1 protein-coding gene is annotated in these 296 nt (G+C 61.8%); it reads right to left on the reverse strand.

Annotated elements, in window-relative coordinates:
* Nucleotides 1-266 (reverse strand): DUF637 domain-containing protein (locus XpruCFBP8353_RS23165; protein ID WP_249027465.1); only part of this gene is annotated, 266 nt, incomplete at its 3' end.
* Nucleotides 267-296 lie beyond the last annotated feature (30 nt).

Raw genomic sequence — 296 nt, forward strand, 5'->3', positions numbered from 1 at the left:
TGTTCCGGCAGCAGGTTCGGATTGAACTTCCCAGTTACCGGGTCGATGGCGCGCGGATCATCGGCGTACAGCGTTTGGGTCAAGTATTTTACAGCCAGCTCACCACCAGCCCCTGCCAGCGCACCGCCTGCCATGGATGTTCCGTTGACTTGTGCCAGCACCGCGCCTAGCACCGCATGCGACAGCACTTGCAATGCGGCGTTTGGATCGCTGCCGTGGTTTTGGTCGAACGTCCTGCCGATCAGCTGCGCGGCATACGGTGCCAATGCATTGGTGGCGACCTGGCCGGCGCCTTG

Source organism: Xanthomonas prunicola (assembly GCF_002846205.1).
GTDB lineage: Bacteria > Pseudomonadota > Gammaproteobacteria > Xanthomonadales > Xanthomonadaceae > Xanthomonas > Xanthomonas prunicola.